The 12,527-nt window shown below is 55.4% G+C and carries 14 protein-coding genes; 5 read left to right on the forward strand and 9 right to left on the reverse strand.

Annotated features, from left to right (window positions below):
- Positions 1–56 precede the first annotated feature (56 nt).
- Both ACN0V1_RS02575 and ACN0V1_RS02580 read left to right on the forward strand, forming a co-directional pair.
- Positions 57–617, forward strand: a complete 561-nt coding sequence (locus tag ACN0V1_RS02575; protein ID WP_417543482.1) for a L,D-transpeptidase family protein — start codon at positions 57–59, stop codon at positions 615–617.
- Positions 618–786: 169 nt separating this feature from the next.
- Entirely contained in the window at positions 787–1,068 is a 282-nt protein-coding gene (locus ACN0V1_RS02580) for an Lpp/OprI family alanine-zipper lipoprotein (protein WP_417543483.1), read from the forward strand.
- Between the two features lie 54 nt (positions 1,069–1,122).
- Here ACN0V1_RS02580 and ACN0V1_RS02585 read toward each other — a convergent pair whose 3' ends face one another.
- From ACN0V1_RS02585 to ACN0V1_RS02615, 7 genes are all read right to left on the reverse strand, one after another.
- On the reverse strand, positions 1,123–1,908 hold the full coding sequence (locus ACN0V1_RS02585; protein ID WP_417543484.1) for a slipin family protein: 786 nt from the start codon (positions 1,906–1,908) through the stop codon (positions 1,123–1,125).
- Positions 1,905–3,323, reverse strand: coding sequence for an NfeD family protein (locus ACN0V1_RS02590; protein ID WP_417543485.1), 1,419 nt, complete (start codon positions 3,321–3,323; stop codon positions 1,905–1,907). The genes ACN0V1_RS02585 and ACN0V1_RS02590 overlap by 4 nt, the downstream gene beginning before the upstream one ends.
- Before the next feature lie 27 nt (positions 3,324–3,350).
- Positions 3,351–3,935 (reverse strand): SDR family oxidoreductase, encoded by a 585-nt coding sequence (locus ACN0V1_RS02595; RefSeq protein ID WP_417543641.1) that lies wholly within the window; start codon positions 3,933–3,935, stop codon positions 3,351–3,353.
- A 120-nt stretch (positions 3,936–4,055) separates the two neighbouring features.
- The gene (locus ACN0V1_RS02600; protein WP_417543486.1) at positions 4,056–5,105 is read right to left on the reverse strand and encodes a L,D-transpeptidase family protein; all 1,050 of its coding nucleotides are present in this window, start codon (positions 5,103–5,105) and stop codon (positions 4,056–4,058) included.
- Between the two features lie 53 nt (positions 5,106–5,158).
- Positions 5,159–5,728, reverse strand: coding sequence for a TMEM165/GDT1 family protein (locus tag ACN0V1_RS02605; protein WP_417543487.1), 570 nt, complete (start codon positions 5,726–5,728; stop codon positions 5,159–5,161).
- A gap of 279 nt (positions 5,729–6,007) precedes the next feature.
- On the reverse strand, positions 6,008–6,433 hold the full coding sequence (locus tag ACN0V1_RS02610) for a MarR family transcriptional regulator (protein WP_417543488.1): 426 nt from the start codon (positions 6,431–6,433) through the stop codon (positions 6,008–6,010).
- A 171-nt stretch (positions 6,434–6,604) separates the two neighbouring features.
- Positions 6,605–7,891 (reverse strand): MFS transporter, encoded by a 1,287-nt coding sequence (locus tag ACN0V1_RS02615; protein ID WP_417543489.1) that lies wholly within the window; start codon positions 7,889–7,891, stop codon positions 6,605–6,607.
- Between the two features lie 220 nt (positions 7,892–8,111).
- Here ACN0V1_RS02615 and ACN0V1_RS02620 point away from each other — a divergent pair, with 220 nt between their 5' ends.
- The 3 genes from ACN0V1_RS02620 (at position 8,112) to ACN0V1_RS02630 (ending at position 11,008) form a co-directional block, all read left to right on the forward strand.
- Complete coding sequence (locus tag ACN0V1_RS02620) at positions 8,112–9,014, forward strand: WYL domain-containing protein (RefSeq protein ID WP_417543490.1); 903 nt, start codon at positions 8,112–8,114, stop codon at positions 9,012–9,014.
- Positions 9,015–9,024: 10 nt separating this feature from the next.
- Positions 9,025–10,791 carry an ExeM/NucH family extracellular endonuclease gene (locus tag ACN0V1_RS02625; protein WP_417543491.1) on the forward strand — a complete coding sequence of 589 codons (1,767 nt, stop codon included), beginning with the start codon at positions 9,025–9,027 and terminating at the stop codon, positions 10,789–10,791.
- 70 nt (positions 10,792–10,861) lie between these two features.
- Positions 10,862–11,008 carry a hypothetical protein gene (locus ACN0V1_RS02630; RefSeq protein ID WP_417543492.1) on the forward strand — a complete coding sequence of 49 codons (147 nt, stop codon included), beginning with the start codon at positions 10,862–10,864 and terminating at the stop codon, positions 11,006–11,008.
- Between the two features lie 52 nt (positions 11,009–11,060).
- Here ACN0V1_RS02630 and queE read toward each other — a convergent pair whose 3' ends face one another.
- Positions 11,061–11,717 carry a 7-carboxy-7-deazaguanine synthase gene (gene queE, locus ACN0V1_RS02635; protein WP_417543493.1) on the reverse strand — a complete coding sequence of 219 codons (657 nt, stop codon included), beginning with the start codon at positions 11,715–11,717 and terminating at the stop codon, positions 11,061–11,063.
- Positions 11,717–12,382 carry a 7-cyano-7-deazaguanine synthase QueC gene (queC, locus tag ACN0V1_RS02640; RefSeq protein WP_417543494.1) on the reverse strand — a complete coding sequence of 222 codons (666 nt, stop codon included), beginning with the start codon at positions 12,380–12,382 and terminating at the stop codon, positions 11,717–11,719. Before queC ends, queE begins: the two co-directional genes overlap by 1 nt.
- Positions 12,383–12,527: the final 145 nt, after the last annotated feature.

The raw sequence follows: 12,527 nt of genomic DNA on the forward strand, positions 1-12,527 counted from the left end.
ACCGGCTATGTTATAAAAGGTTCTGCGTAAAGATTAATCATTGGTAAGTTAAGGTTATGGCTATTTCCCGTTTATTAACCTCGTGCCTTCTGGCTCTTTTTGTTGCCGCAAGCTTTCCGGCCTACAGTTCAGAGTTGCTGGCTCGGGCAGACCCCCGCATGCCGGCAATGGACGATTCGCCAGACGAGTCTCTGATGGTCAGTACAGTGCTGGTGAAAAAAGGGCAGCGCCGCCTGTATTTGATGAACGGGGAAGAGGTGATCCGGAGTTACCGTATATCGCTGGGTGATAACCCGGAAGGGCATAAGCTCTTTGAAGGCGACGAGCGCACCCCCGAAGGCGACTACACGCTGGACTGGCGCAACTCTGGCAGCGATTTTTACAAATCCATTCACATTTCCTACCCAAGTGGAAAAGACCGTGAAATGGCGGAAAACTGGGGCCTGGATCCCGGTGGCAGCATTATGATTCACGGCCTGCCTAATGGTGCAGAAGACATGGCGTTTGCATACACAGGCCTGGACTGGACCAACGGCTGCATAGCCGTAAACAACCAGGAAATGGACGAAATCTGGCAATTGGTCAACGACGGTACGCCAATACGCATCCTTCCCTGATCGCCCTCCCATGGCGCAAGTATTAAGTTGTTGTCATACCCTGAAACAATTCAACATACTTAGTTAACATTTCTGCCCAGAGTGTTTTACACTGTTATACGTCTCCGGTAGTCAAAGCCTATCGGGCCGAAGCTAACAGGAAATAACTCGACCAATAAGGGGTTTTATAATGCGTAAACTGACGATCGCCGGAATCGCACTGGCTACTGCTCTGACTGCAGGTTGTGCAACTACCGACCAGGGCGCTCTTGACGAAGCCAATGCAACTGCTAACTCTGCTGAGCAAACTGCAGACAAAGCTATGAACACCGCTAACAGCGCTGCCAGCTCTGCACGTTCTGCCCAGCAGACTGCTGACCGGGCTCTGGCCGCTGCGAAGGCAGCTCAGAAGTCTGCTGACGAAGCAAACGAGCGCGCGAAGCGTATGCTCGAGCGTTCAAGCCAGAAGTAAGGCTTAAGCACTGCGAAAAAGGCCGGGGATTCCGGCCTTTTTTTGGTTTCCGCGTTATGGTTTCGGCTGCTTTGGTTGATTATTATCTGGCGCCTTCTCGATAAACATTTTGATCATGTCCATCGGTAGCGGGAACACAATGGTGGAACAATTGGTGTTGCTCATGTCTGAGAGGGTTTGCATGTAGCGCAACTGCATGGCTCCCGAATCGGCAGACATTACCTTTGCTGCTTCAACCAACTTCTTCGACGCCTGCAATTCGCCTTCCGCATGGATCACTTTTGCCCGCCGCTCACGCTCGGCTTCAGCTTGACGTGCAATGGCCCGAATCATGGATTCATCAAGGTCTACATGCTTGATTTCAACGTTAGCAACCTTGATTCCCCATTCTTCAGTTTGAGTATCAATAATCTCTTGAATGTCCGCATTCAGCTTGTCCCGCTCTGACAGCATTTCGTCCAGGTCGTGCTTGCCCAATACCGATCGCAACGTGGTCTGGGATAGCTGGCTGGTCGCGGCATTGAAATCTTCAACACGGATAATCGCGCGCTCCGGATCTACAACCCGAAAATAAAGCACCGCATTCACCCGCACCGTTACGTTGTCCCGGGAAATCACATCCTGGCTCGGCACATCCAAGGTGATTACTCGCAAATCTACCCGCACAATCTGTTGAATGCCGGGAATCACAATAATCAGCCCCGGGCCCTTCACGCCTTGGAACCGGCCCAGAAAAAACACCACGCCACGCTGGTATTCCGGCAAAATTTTGATGGCAGAGCCCAGAATCAACAACAACACCACAATGGGTGCCAGCCAGGGAATCAGATTACCAATCATACAGCCTCCTCAACGCTAACAGTCAGGCCATCAATTCCGGTGACCTGCAACACATCACTCCGGTTTACGGGATGACGGCTAACCGCCTTCCAGCGCTCTCCACTCAGGCGAACATGACCCCGGTAGCCTCCATGCGCCTCCTGAAAGTCGTCCAGCGCAACGGCTGTTTGCCGGGTTATCTGCTCGCTACCGATTACCAGGCGTTTTTTGCGCAGCCCGATAAACCGGGTGACTGTCCACAGAATAAAGCCCGCCGCGATGGTTGCAGTTCCACCAATCGCTGGTAGCGAAATCGCGCGATGACTCCCATCCATAAGAATGACTGATCCGGTAACGAACGCAACTATGCCCCCAACACCGAGAATGCCGAAACTGGGCACCAGGGATTCTCCGACAATAAAACCCAGCCCCAAAAGTATCAGCGCCAGACCGGCGTAGTTAACGGACAACACCTGGAATGCGAACATAGCCAGGACCAGGCAGATGGCGCCAACCACACCCGGCACCACGGCACCCGGGTTCGCCAGTTCAAAGATAATGCCGTAGAACCCGATAATCATCAGGAAATAGGCAACATTGGGGTTGGTAATGACTGAAAGCAGGCGTGTGCGCCAATCCGGTCGCATGCGGATAATCTCAAGGCCGGCAGTCTGAAGTGTTAGGTCACCAGACGCCAGGCGCACCGTGCGCCCGTCAATCTGGCGCATCAGCTCGGGCAAGTCCGCCGCAACAATATCAACAACGTTTTTATCCAATGCCTCTCGGGCGCCAAGGTTTACCGCTTCACGAACCGCCTCTTCCGCCCAATCCGCATTCCTGCCGTGACGCTCCGCCAGGCCTCGGATGTAACTGACCGCATCCTCAAGAACTTTTCGCTCCATGGGCGTTCCACCCCGGCGCTTGCGGTCCTCACTAGTGTCTTTTTCAGGCTTGGTATCTGCTGGCGGGTCCTCGCTTCCGGGCAACCCACCCATCTGAACCGGCGTTGCGGAGCCAAGGTTGGTTGCAGGTGCCATAGCCGCGATGTGGCTAGCGTACAGGATATAAGTGCCCGCACTGGCCGCACGGGCACCCTGAGGGGTCACATAGGTCACTACTGGAACATCGGACCCAAGGATGGCTTTGATGATTCCGCGCATGGAGTCCATAAGCCCGCCGGGCGTATCCATCTCGAGAACCATCAACTCGAAACTTTCGGTCTCGGCGCGGCGAATTCCGCGCACCACGTAATCCATGGTAGCAGGGCCGATGGCACCCTCAACCGTCAGAACGAGGGCGCCTCGGGGACTCTTTTGTTGAGCAAATACCTGGTGAGCCAGCAAAGCCAGAGCGAGCGATGTACCGACCAGAAAAACCACGGTCCATATTCCGAGCCATTTCTGGCGACCTGATCTCATGGGATGGTAGGACTGCATATCGCCTCCCCGAACCCGGAAGATTGATCAGAACAGCCTGGCGAGCACCGTAACGGGCAGTCGCCGCAATACAAAGCCGATGGGTGTCCAGGGCCAACCGGGCACAAAACACTCACTCTTTCCGGACTCAATGGCCTTTACCATAGCCTTGCAACCGGTCTGCGCATCCACAATAAAAGGCGCGTTTTTTACCTTCTCATTTATTGCCGTCCGAATATACCCCGGATAAAGCGTTGTCACCTTGATGGATGATTTCGCCTTTTTCAGTTCGACACGCAAACCCTCTGAAAGTGCCGCAAGACCCACCTTGGTTGCCGCATAGGTGTTCACATTGCCCGGCATACCGCGTACAGCCGTTACTGAAGACACAGTGACAAGGTGCCCCCGGTTTTGCTCACGGAATATTTCCATCGCTGCTTCCATCTGTGCCAGGGCGGCAACAAAGTTGGTTTCTGCGGTTTGGCGGTTAGCGTTGAACTTACCGGTACCCAGGGGCTGACCCTTGCCAATACCGGCGTTAACGACAATACGGTCGAGGCTACCAAATTCCTGCTGAAACGCCCGAAAGACCTCAAAAATCTGATCGTGGTTGTTTACATCAAGCGCACGGATACTGACAGTAACTTGCGGACCATGACTTCACCAAGGCCTGAACTGGCACCGGTGATCAGTATGGTGCGACTCATGGACTCTCCCGATTTATCAACATCCTGAACGTCGGCGTGGGCACCGTCAGAAATACAGCTTCTGCTTGGGCTCTTCCGGTGTGGGGGGTTGTTTGTCTTTTGCCGTTTCGCCGGATGCAAGGCGTGCAACCTGTTCACCAACCATGGCAGGAATACCGTCCGCCTGATCGACAGCCAGCTCGATTGCCCTGCGCTGTACCTCAACACCCGGATACTTCTTGCGGAAGGCTTCTACTTCCAGGGTCACTTCGCGCCATAGACGATCCCGATCTTCCTGGCTGTATTCTTCATGGGGGCGATGAACTTCAAGCCACACCTCGCCACCGGACATTCCCATTTTAACCGGTTCATTAACGATCTGAACCGAAGTACCTTTGCTCACCTGATACACAAAGCGGGATATGTCTTCATTATACATTCGAAAACAACCGTGGCTGACCGGCATGCCCACGCCAAACAGCTTGTTGGTGCCGTGAATCAGGTAGCCCTTTTCACTCAGCAAAAGAGCATGGCTGCCTAGAGGGTTGTCCGGGCCCGGCGGTATCATTCGGGGCAGGAAGTCTCCGGAAGCTTCATACTCCGCGCGAATACTGGCGGGGGGGTACCACGCCGGTGATTCCAGAGGCATGGTGACTTTTGCATCCGTCAGGGGGGACGGGTTTTCAGACGTACCAACGCCAACCGGATAAACCTGCACGCCATCTTCGGTAAAATAGTACAGCCGGTACTCAGCCAGGTTTATCACAATACCTTCCCGGCGGGCCTCGGGAATGATGTACTGGCGCGGCAATGTGATCGTGGTGCCTTCGCCGGGCAGCCAGGGATCAACACCCGGATTCGCTTTCACCAGCTCAAGGTAGCCCATTGCAAGTTGGCTGCCCACTTCGGCAAAGGTATCTTCATAACGGGTAGTAAACACGCCCAGTTGGCCGGCCAGATCTCCGGTCACTTTGAACGTTGGCACACGGGGGCTGCGATCGGGAACCTTTGCGGCAACAGGCTTTTCAACTGCTCTGGCCTGCTCGGCGGCCCACAGGGGCTGGAAAGCCATCGCGCCCGCCAACAACATCAGTGCTGAATACTTTTTCAATCCCATAAATCCCATTCCAGAAAAACCTGCATCTACGCATGCAGTGACAGCGGCCACTCTCAAGAGTTCCAGATGACCGATGAAAGGGTCACAACGGCCATGACGGCAAACAGAATGCTTGCGCAGACTCGAGCTGTCGCCAGTGGCATGCGATCCATTAACCAGTGACCCGCCATGATAACCGGTATATTGGCCAGCAACATCCCCGCTGTTGTACCGATGATAACCCAGATTGTTTCAGTAAAACGGGCTGCGAGTACAACGGTGGCTATCTGGGTTTTATCACCGATCTCTGCCAGGAAAAACATCACGGTTGTCGCCATGAAAGCCCCCATGCCCAGAAACCGGGAGTCGTCGGTGTCGTCCTTGTCCGGAATCAGGAGCCACAGCGCAATCAACACAAAGCTCACCGCGAGAATCCAGGGTAACCAGGCCTCGGGAATCCATGCCGCGACCCAGGCACCCAGCCAGGCGGACAAGGCGTGATTCAAAATCGTTGCAACCAGAATGCCCATGATAATGGCAGAGCGCCGGGAATAGCGGGCAACCAGAAAGAGCGAGAGCAACTGGGTCTTGTCACCAATTTCCGCAATGGCTACGGCTATGGTGGAGGTAAGAAATGCATCCATGGATCAGTCCGGGGCGGATAGTCAGACATGAGACAGCCTTACCTTCCGCCCTTGGAGGTAAGTCTGCCTCAGGTCTTGCCAATTTCACCGGTAAACCAATGAAACACGATGGCCATGGGGAATGTGCCCCAAGTATGTTGACCACCGTCCGCCCCTGAATACCAAGCGCGGAAGCTACTCCCCTGAAGAGAAGAATTGCATATTAAGCAATCACTGCAGACTTAACAACCACTTGAGCGAATGCACTTCGCATGCAAACGCTGAGCGGTCCCAAAGAACTTACTTCTGTTTTTCAGCGTTATCCAGAATTTTGTGGAACACTTTCAGCGCACTCTCGATTTCATTCTCACTGATACCGTCAAGCATTTCGTCCCGCAGTGCATTGGCCCGGGCAGACAGAACTTCCATGAACTCCCGACCGGGGTCTGTGAGATGCAGGCGGCGAGCCCGGCGATCATTCGGGCATGCCCGACGCTCAATCAGCTTTTGCTGCTCCAGGCTGTCCAGCAAACGGACAAGCGTAGGATTCTCGATAGCCATCAGGCCCGCAAGCTCCCGCTGGGTGAGGCCTTCGCCACCTTCCTTGAGGTAGACCATGGTGGTCCAGCGTGCTTGGGTAACACCCAGGTCTTTCAGGCGCTCGTCTAACAGCTTGCGCCAGCGACGGGTTACCCGGGCGACAGCAAAGGGGAACTGATCTTTCATGGTTAACACTCCGTTCCGGGGCCGGAATCGCGCTTCGTGAGCCACACAGCACCGACCAAAAGACTCACATTATGGGAAAGCTACTAATAGTAAGCTAACCATTAAGATAAGAACAGAATTTAAAACAAAACGAAATCGGGAAAAACCGAAAGCCTGGCCGGTTCCCCTGCGTCAGCCGGTGTGACGCAGAGATTCCTCATGCATTTCTTCAACCTCAGGGGATTCATGGAATTCCGTATTCCGTGGATCCATTTCTGTCAGTACAGAAGAGGTTTCGGGCATTGCGGGCACATAATGCTCCTGGTCCTTTACAGCGACATCATCGGTATAATTAATGCGCAGCGACGTGATCACCGCAAGAACAAACAAGACCCCGGCATTGCCCACAAACAGGCCTTTCGGGCCCATCAGATTAATCAGCTCCGCCATCGCAATGGGGCCGATGACACTGCCAACACCGTAGCTGAGTAGCAAAGTAGCACTGGCCGCTACGATACGAGTGCTTTCCATGCGATCGTTGGTTATAGCAACAGAAATCGGGTAAATCATTGCCGAAAGGCCGGTAAATATTCCCACCAGAAGCATGAGCAGCCAGAGGTTCCCAGCGCCCGTAAAACTGACGGCAACGGCTGCCATTGCCGCCGCAAACACCGCCCAGAACATGACCCGGCGGCGATCAAAGCGGTCGCACAGCCGCCCCAGTGGCCAGGCAAGAAGCATGGCCGCAATAATGGCGCTGGCCATAAAGGTTGAAGTTTTGGCGACATCCAACCCCATCAGGGTTGCGTACACCGGCCCCAGTGCATAAAAACCGCCAATCAGAATGCCACAGATCACGGCGCCGGAAACGCCGGTAAATGACTCGCGGGCGAGCGTAAAAAACGAGATGCGCTGAACCTGTTCGATGATCGGCGCTTCCATCCGGGTAAGGGACAAAGGGATCAGCGCCAGCGCCAGCAGAATCGCGGCGAGGGAAAATGGCATGAAGTTGGCTGGATCGCCCACGTTGACAATAAGCTGGCCACCAGCGGCAGAAAGGTAAAAAACGATCTGGTAGACCGCAAACAGGGCGCCCCGGTTGTTGTTGGTGGCACGGCTGGAGAACCAGCTTTCTATAACAACCAGCACGCCGGCAATGCTGAATCCCGAAAGCACCCGCAAAAATGCCCAGAGCTCCGCGGAAACTGCCATGGGATAGAGGAGTGCCGTCACGGCAGCAATCGTCGCAAATACAGCAAACGCTCGAATATGGCCAACCCGGCCAATAATTCGGTGCACGTAAAGAGTACCCAGAACAAAGCCAATGGAATAGCACACCAGCACCCAGCCGATAACGTCTGGTGAGACCGACTCGATGCTCAGGCGAATACCCAGCAGTGTCATCAGAAACGCATTTCCGCTGACCAGCAGAACGATACTCATGAGAAGAGCAGAAAGGGAGGCGACCGTTCGGGTCATTGAGAAAGCTCCGGGCTTTACTGGGACCGTATTACAACAGCACCTCAGCGAAGTGACTACTACGCACTTGCCGCAAGTCTGTAGCACGCAGCGCGGGAGTGTCAAACCCGTCTATGGCGCGGTTTCACAATGTTTCACATTAATGTGACGTAACAGAACAACCGTGGCATAGGAGGTAACATAAACTACAGATATTCAATAAACCCGTGAGCGTCTGGTTATGAAGAAAACGGACTGGCCCATCCGATGGGATTTGCTGCTTCGCTACCGACTCATCGAAACCATTGCACTGTGGGAAGGTCGCCTGACCACCAACCACATTTGTCACAGCTTTGGTATCGGCCGGCAGCAGGCATCCAAGGATATAAACACTTACCTGCGCGAGTTGGCACCGGGCAATCTTGTTTATGATCGCCACCTCAAAGGCTACGTGCCTGCGGCCCGTTTCAGGCCTGTGGTTACGCGTGGAAACGTCAGCGAATACCAGGACCTGCTCGCACGCCAGCAAAGCCTCAGCGGCACTTTCGAAGACCTTGATATCGGACTGCCAGACAGTACCGTTGTCTACGCCCCGATCCGGGTTATCGCACCCGAAACCATGCGCGCCGTTGTCGCCGCCACCCGCCATGGTCGCCAACTCAAAGCAAGTTACGCATCCTTGAGCCGCCCTGAAGCTGTAGAGGGCATTTTTGAGCCGCACACGCTGGTTTGCACCGGAAACAACTGGCACCTGCGCGCCTGGTGTGACTCCAATCGCGAATTCCGGGACTTCGCCCTCAGCCGCTTTCACGCTGCACCCATCGCTCTGCGACAGAAAGCCAAGCACTCCAGCCAGCAAGATGATGACTGGAACCGCAACGTCACCATGTCGATCACTCCCGATCATCGCCTGACGGAGGCCCAACAAAAGATTATCGCGCTGGACTACGGCATGGAAAATGGCGTTCTGGATGTTGATACCCGGGCCGCTCTTGCACCTTACGTTTTGTCGCGGCTTGGAATCACACTGGACAACCATCATCCAGACCCGCTGATTCAACAACTTGAACTGACCAATCCGGATCAGCTCGGCTTCGGCAGCAAACGCGAACGCGCCCTGAAAGCCGTTGCGGGTCTCAGATAAACGAATCAGCATGGTGACGGCCCCGAGCACAAAGCACTTTTGTGCCCTGTTCCTTGTTTTTTCGCTACCTGCCTCATACGGCTTTGCAGCAACCGCTTGTGGCGAGCCGGCGATACCGGTCTCTGAAATTCAGGGTCAGGGTGACACCTCTCCGCTCGCCGGTGATCGCGTTACTGTAGAGGGCATTCTCACGTTCGACGCCCGCATGGGCGCTGGTTTTAACGGCTTTTATCTGCAGCAGGCTGACGGCGAAACCGACGGTAACCCCCAGACCTCCGAAGCTCTGTTTATTTATACCCGCAAAAAGACGGGGGCGCCGGGGCAACGCTTGCGCGTTAGTGGCACCGTCAAGGAATTCCATGGTCTGACCGAACTGGCCGATGTTCAAACGATCACCTCCTGCGGCTCGGCATCCCTCCCGAAAGCTCAAACTCTGACGCTGCTTTGGCCGGACGCACTGGAATCTCTTGAAAACATGCGGGTCCAGGTGGCTCAGCCCTTGACGGTTATCGATTCCTGGAACCTGGCACGTTACGGCGAACTCACACTGGCAGCTGGCGATCAAGTGGTGTCCACGGAATACCTGGAACCAGGCCCACAGGCCACACAGATCGCCGACCGAAACCGACAGCAGAGACTTCTGCTGGACGATGGCCGCAGCGCTCGCGATCCCCGCCCGATACCCTGGCCACCCGGTGGTCTGAGTAACAAGAGCACGGTTCGCAGTGGCGATATGGTCCAGGAACTCACGGGGATTCTCGATTACCGGTTCGGAGCCTGGCGGATACAACCGAAAAAACCACCGGTTTTTGAGTCGGTAAACGTGAGACCACCCGCACCCGCCCGTCCGGAGGAGAAGCATATCCGGGTTATGACCATGAATCTGGAGAACTATTTTAACGGAGATGGCGAGGGTGGAGGCTTTCCAACGGCGCGAGGCGCTCCAACTGCGTTGGCTCTGGAGGTGCAGCAACGACGGCTCATAGAAGCGCTCCGCCGGCCGGATCCGGATATTCTGGCCATTACTGAGCTTGAGAATGACGGCTACAGTAGCGTCAGCGCAATTGCACAACTGGCACAGGCTCTCGGGCCACAATGGGCCTTTGTTGCCACCCCGGGCGCTGATGGCCAGGACAAGATCCGCACGGGCTTACTGTATCGGCGTGATCGCATCGCAGCCGAGGCAACGCCGGAACGCCTGAACACCGGCCCGTTCAGCAAACAGGGCCGCCCCCCGCTGAGTCAGACCTTCCGACCCGAAGGCCGGCGTCTTGCAATTCAGGTCGTGGTGCCACATCTGAAATCAAAGTCCTGCCAAGGTGCAACAGGCCCCAATCGCGACAGGAATGACGGTCAGGGGTGCTATGCCGCGCGCCGCACAGAAGCGGCTCATGCCCTTGCAGATTGGCTTGAACAACTGCCGCAGATCCCGGACCTTGCGGGTACGCTGATCACCGGTGATCTCAATAGCTATTTCCGGGAGGCGCCCTTACAGGCCCTGCAACAGGCGGGCTTCACCAGCATGGTCCATCATTTTCACCCCTGCACCGCTCAGCAGTGTGACCAATACACCTATCGATACAAAGGTGAAAAAGGTTCGCTGGATTACGCTCTCGCCTCGCCGCCCCTCAAATCACGGATCATCAGTGCCAGAACCTGGAACATCAATGCCGACGAGCCATCGGCTCTGACATACAAAAACAATTTTCCGGGCACCGCTGCGTCGCCGTGGCGCTCATCTGATCACAACCCGGTGATCACCGATATCCGGCTCTGAACCTCCCCGCGGATCCTGACTAACCCTGCCTTAATCAAGCTGATTGGCCTCGATTACTCAGGACCTGGATATGCCGGCCATCTACCTGCATATACTGGCTGAACTGTTGAACAGTATTGGTCTGGACGAACGCGATCTGCTGCTTCGGGTCGGGCTGGACCTGAGCGTAAAAAGCGGTGAACATGGCGTCAACCCAAGCCACTACCAGGGCAATTGAACGGGAATCGCCCGCGGTGTTTCCGCGCGCACAGACACCGGTTACTGCGTCATCAGTCGATTCCGATGATTTTGTGCATTTGCAGGGTCAGGCGCCACCGAGGGTTTGCCAGGCAGTAATCCGTGGCTTTGCGAGTATTGCTCTGCTTGACCGGGTCTGTGCCGCCATCCACGGCTGACGGTGATGCCATGGGCGAAAGGAAAAAGTGCCGTGCCTTTATATGGGTGAACCTCTCCGGCATGGCCTTGGGCTGCGGATATACGAGCTTCAGCTCATCGCAGGCCTCAATCACCACCGGGGCATCCGCCTTCGGGCTTACGCACAGCCAGTCAATACCGGCTGGCGCTGGCAGGGTGCCGTTGGTTTCTACACCCACCTCGAAGCCCTGTTGATGAAACGCATTGATCAGCTCGTCGTCCAGCTGCAATAACGGCTCACCACCAGTACAAACCACATAGGGTGCCCCTGGCGCATCCGGCCAGAGACTGTGGATGTGAGCCGCCAGGGCCTCTGCGGTTTCAAAGGCGCCGCCATTCTGGCCATCCGTGCCCACAAAATCCGTATCACAGAAATTACACACCGCCGTTGCGCGGTCTTTTTCCCGGCCTGTCCACAAATTGCATTTACTGAAACGGCAGAACACTGCAGAGCGCCCCGACTGGGCACCCTCACCCTGCAAGGTATAAAACGCTTCCTTGACCCGGTACATCAGCGCCCCACCTCGTAATCCAACGGATCTGCAAGACCGTTTTCCGCGAAGGCTTCGAGTCGTTCCACACAGGAGCCACAGAGCCCGCAGGCCTTTCCCCGCCCGTTATAGCAAGTCCAGGTGTGGGCGTAGTCGAGCCCGAGCTTCAGGCCTTCGGCCAGAATTTCACCTTTGCTCATATGCATGAACGGCGCCTCGATACCCACGGGTTCGTAGTTGGCTATGCGGCATACGGCATCCATTTTTTTGACAAACTCCGGCCGGCAGTCTGGGTAAATTGCATGATCGCCTCCGTGAGCTCCGTACCACACAGCACCTGCATTCACGGTTACGGCATAGCCGGTTGCCAGGGAGAGGAGGATCATGTTGCGATTGGGTACCACCGTGGCTTTCATGTTTTCTTCTTCGTAATGCCCTTCGGGTATGGCGTCGTCGGAGGTCAGCGCTGAACCGGACATAACCTCGCTCATGGCGCGTATGTCGATCACCTTGTGGGGAATGCCGAGGTCTGTGCAAACAGAGCGGGCAACATCAAGCTCACGGACGTGACGCTGGCCATAATTGAAGGACAACGCATGAATCTTCAACCCCAGGGCGCGCGCACGATGCAGCAAGGTAAAGGAGTCCATACCTCCGGAATAGATTACAACCACGGTGTCAGTCATGCAGGCTCCTGGCAAAGCGATAAACGATTGTGTAAAAACCGGGCAATATAATCCGCGTATTGTAACAGTGCAAAGGCGGGTTGGGTTCGCGTCTGTGAAGGCGGGCGGGTAAACTGGCCCCAAAACAACCTGACTGTCAGACTGC

Source organism: Marinobacter sp. (assembly GCF_048266785.1).
Taxonomy (GTDB): domain Bacteria; phylum Pseudomonadota; class Gammaproteobacteria; order Pseudomonadales; family Oleiphilaceae; genus Marinobacter.

Excerpts from the sequence above, each read along its gene's own strand:
- ACN0V1_RS02615 (WP_417543489.1), bottom strand. The coding sequence starts at position 7,891 with ATGACCCGAACGGTCGCCTCCCTTTCTGCTCTTCTCATGAGTATCGTT.
- ACN0V1_RS02605 (WP_417543487.1), bottom strand. The coding sequence starts at position 5,728 with ATGGATGCATTTCTTACCTCCACCATAGCCGTAGCCATTGCGGAAATT.
- ACN0V1_RS02580 (WP_417543483.1), top strand. The coding sequence starts at position 787 with ATGCGTAAACTGACGATCGCCGGAATCGCACTGGCTACTGCTCTGACT.
- ACN0V1_RS02610 (WP_417543488.1), bottom strand. The coding sequence starts at position 6,433 with ATGAAAGATCAGTTCCCCTTTGCTGTCGCCCGGGTAACCCGTCGCTGG.
- ACN0V1_RS02590 (WP_417543485.1), bottom strand. The coding sequence starts at position 3,323 with ATGCAGTCCTACCATCCCATGAGATCAGGTCGCCAGAAATGGCTCGGA.
- ACN0V1_RS02625 (WP_417543491.1), top strand. The coding sequence starts at position 9,025 with ATGGTGACGGCCCCGAGCACAAAGCACTTTTGTGCCCTGTTCCTTGTT.
- queE (WP_417543493.1), bottom strand. The coding sequence starts at position 11,717 with ATGTACCGGGTCAAGGAAGCGTTTTATACCTTGCAGGGTGAGGGTGCC.
- queC (WP_417543494.1), bottom strand. The coding sequence starts at position 12,382 with ATGACTGACACCGTGGTTGTAATCTATTCCGGAGGTATGGACTCCTTT.
- ACN0V1_RS02585 (WP_417543484.1), bottom strand. The coding sequence starts at position 1,908 with ATGATTGGTAATCTGATTCCCTGGCTGGCACCCATTGTGGTGTTGTTG.
- ACN0V1_RS02620 (WP_417543490.1), top strand. The coding sequence starts at position 8,112 with ATGAAGAAAACGGACTGGCCCATCCGATGGGATTTGCTGCTTCGCTAC.
- ACN0V1_RS02600 (WP_417543486.1), bottom strand. The coding sequence starts at position 5,105 with ATGGGATTGAAAAAGTATTCAGCACTGATGTTGTTGGCGGGCGCGATG.
- ACN0V1_RS02575 (WP_417543482.1), top strand. The coding sequence starts at position 57 with ATGGCTATTTCCCGTTTATTAACCTCGTGCCTTCTGGCTCTTTTTGTT.
- ACN0V1_RS02630 (WP_417543492.1), top strand. The coding sequence starts at position 10,862 with ATGCCGGCCATCTACCTGCATATACTGGCTGAACTGTTGAACAGTATT.